Source organism: Skermanella sp., from assembly GCF_059503625.1.
Map to the genome: position 1 here is coordinate 1 of NZ_JCACHA010000373.1, position 2,624 is coordinate 2,624.

4 protein-coding genes are annotated in these 2,624 nt (G+C 67.2%); all 4 read left to right on the forward strand.

Translation table 11 applies throughout. The features are described 5' to 3' along the window. The first annotated feature begins 86 nt into the window (after positions 1-86). The 4 genes from tnpA to AC5JJ6_RS08340 all read left to right on the forward strand — a co-directional run bounded on the left by tnpA (position 87) and on the right by AC5JJ6_RS08340 (position 2,548). A complete protein-coding gene (gene tnpA, locus AC5JJ6_RS08325) occupies positions 87-446 on the forward strand; it encodes an IS66 family insertion sequence element accessory protein TnpA (RefSeq protein ID WP_496041587.1) in 360 nt (119 codons plus the stop codon). Further along, positions 443-796, forward strand: a complete 354-nt coding sequence (gene tnpB, locus AC5JJ6_RS08330; protein ID WP_496041588.1) for an IS66 family insertion sequence element accessory protein TnpB — start codon at positions 443-445, stop codon at positions 794-796. The genes tnpA and tnpB overlap by 4 nt, the downstream gene beginning before the upstream one ends. A gap of 172 nt (positions 797-968) precedes the next feature. Next, complete coding sequence (gene tnpC / locus AC5JJ6_RS08335) at positions 969-2,399, forward strand: IS66 family transposase (RefSeq protein ID WP_496041589.1); 1,431 nt, start codon at positions 969-971, stop codon at positions 2,397-2,399. Further along, positions 2,300-2,548, forward strand: coding sequence for a transposase domain-containing protein (locus tag AC5JJ6_RS08340; protein ID WP_496041590.1), 249 nt, complete (start codon positions 2,300-2,302; stop codon positions 2,546-2,548). Before tnpC ends, AC5JJ6_RS08340 begins: the two co-directional genes overlap by 100 nt. The last annotated feature ends 76 nt before the right edge of the window (positions 2,549-2,624 follow it).

Here is a 2,624-nt window from a genome sequence, read left to right on the forward strand (position 1 = left end):
CGTATCCGACATGTCCTCCCCACGTAGCGCCGGAGGCGACCGAACCATAGCCTCCCTCGCCTACCGAGCAGACATGGGAGGCGATTATGGGATCGACGGCGACGGGATCGGCGGAGGCGTTCTGGCGGGGTCATGTCGAGGCGTGGCAGGCGAGCGGGCAGAGCCGCGGCGACTACTGCGCGGCGCAGGGGCTGTCGCGCAAGACCTTTGGCTGGTGGGCCTGGCGGCTCGATCGCACACGGCGGTCGGTGGAGATGGAAAGCCGGGACGGACGTTTCCTGGCGGTCGAGGTCGCCGGAACGCCCGGGGTTACCGAGTTGCCGACCATCGACAGGGCAGCGGACGAGCGCATTGAGATCGCTTTGCCCGATGGCGTCGCGGTGCGGGTCGGGACCGGTTTTGATGGCGAGGCGCTGCGCCGCGTGCTGGAGGTGCTCGGACGATGATCGCACCGCCTCCGGGCGTGCAAGTGCTGGTGTGGTCACAGCCCGTCGACTTCCGCGCCGGCATGGACCGACTGGCTGCGCTGGTGCAGGTGACGCTGTGCCACGACCCGTTCGCCGGCGACGTCTTTGTTTCCCGCTCGCGCCGCTCCGACCGCGTGAAGCTCCTGGTCTACGATGGCAGCGGCCTGGTTCTCGTCACCAAGAGACTTGAATGTGGCAATTTCCACTGGCCGCCGGCGAGCGATGGCACCGTCCGGCTGGCGCCCATTCAGCTGTCCGTGCTGCTCGCTGGCTTACCCTGGGAGCGCCTGCGCCTCCGGTCTGTGCCGCGGCCACAGGCCGCCTGCTGAACCAAAAATCTCTCGCGTTTTCTGAGGATTATCAGTAAAATTCATCATGTCTGTCGATCTCGCCAATCTCCCTCAAGAGCCGGATCAGCTTCGCTTGAAGTTGGTGGAGATGGCGGCCCTTCTTGAGCAGAAAGAAGGGGCAATTAATACTTTGTGCCATGAACGCGATCACTTGAAGACCGCGTACGAGAAGGCGGAGGCCGAACGCAGTCACCTGAAGGTGGCCTATGAGGAAGCGGAGGCCGAACGTCGGCGACTCGACGCTGTGCTTCAGCAGCTGCTTCACCGCCAGTCCGGACCCAGGTCCGAACGCCTCGATCCCGAGCAACTCCAACTCGCCCTGGAAAACGTCGAGCAGGACTTCGCCACTGCTGCCGCCGCCGGCGAGGCGGCTGGCGACACCGAGGACGTGCTGCGTCGGCGCCGGGCGCCGGCCAAGCGGAACCTGGGACATCTGCCCGATCACCTGCCGCACGAGGAGATCCGCATCGAGCCGGCCGACACGGCCTGCCCATGCTGCGGCGGTGCGATGCACGAGATCGCGGTGGAGATGAGCAAGCGGCTGCACATCACCCCGATGAAGCTGCGCGTGCGGGTGATCCTGCGCCCCAGGTACGGCTGCCGGACCTGCGCGGAGGCGGTGGTGCAGGCGCCGGCTCCCGACACCATCATCCCCGGCGGTCTGCCCACCGAGGCGCTGCTCGCCCACATTGCGGTAGCAAAATACCAGGACGGGCAGCCGCTCTACCGGCAGTGCCAGATCTTCGCCCGCGACGGGGTCAGGCTCGACCGGCAGACCCCGGCCGACTGGCTCGGGCGCACGGCGTGGTGGTTGAGGCCGCTGTGGGAGCGGCTGCTCGCCGACGTGCTGGCTTCGCCCAAGCTGTTCGCCGATGACACCTACCTGCCGGTGCTCGATCAACGCGCCGCCTCGGCCAAGGGCAGGAAGGCGGCCCGGACGGGATACCTGTGGGGCCTGGCCCGCGACGACGCGCCCTGGCAGGGCGAGCGGCCACCGGCGGTCGCCTACGTCTACACCGAGGACCGCGTCTACGCCCGGGCCGTGGAGGTGCTCGCCGGCTACAGCGGCGTCCTGCAGGTGGACGGCTGGGGCGGCTTCAAGCGGCTGATCGGCAAGGAGGAGGCCACCGCCGCCAATGTCGGTGCGGTGACGCTCGCCTACTGCTGGGCTCACGGCCGGCGGGACTTCCTTGATCTCCATCAGTCCTCCGGCTCGCCGGTCGCCGGGGAAGTGCTGCGCCGCATCGCCGAGCTGTACCGCATCGAGGACACCATCCGCGGCCAGCCGGCCGAGGTGCGCAGGGCGGTGCGCCAGGAGCAGAGCAGGCCCGTGGTGGCGGCGCTGAAGGTTTACTCGACGAGCAGCTTGGCCGGGTCTCCGGCAAGATGCCGGTCGCCAAGGCGATGCGTTACCTGCTCAAGCACTGAGACGGTCTGTGCGTGTTCATCGAGGACGGGCGCGTCGAGCTCGACAGCAACAGCATCGAGCGACGTCATCGTGTCGTGGCCACCGTGCGCCGGAACAGCTTGTTTGCCGGATCGGATGCCGGCGCGCGCTCCTGGGCCATCTTCACCTCGCTGATCCAGACTTGCCGGCTCAACGACATCGATCCCGTCACCTACCTCACCGATGTGCTCGAATCCATGGCGTCCGGTGAGGTCAAGGCCAACGATCTCGACCGCCTGCTCCCCTGGGCCTGGAAGGCCGAACGCGCTGCACAAACCGCCTGACTAACCAAACCCTTGTTGCCGCCTATCCTCGCGTGTCGCAACCTTCACCACAATGTGGGGTGCCGATGACGGATAC

Bases quoted from the DNA above. Each gene is read 5' to 3' on its own strand.
- tnpA (WP_496041587.1), top strand. From the start codon at position 87: ATGGGATCGACGGCGACGGGATCGGCGGAGGCGTTCTGGCGGGGTCAT.
- tnpB (WP_496041588.1), top strand. From the start codon at position 443: ATGATCGCACCGCCTCCGGGCGTGCAAGTGCTGGTGTGGTCACAGCCC.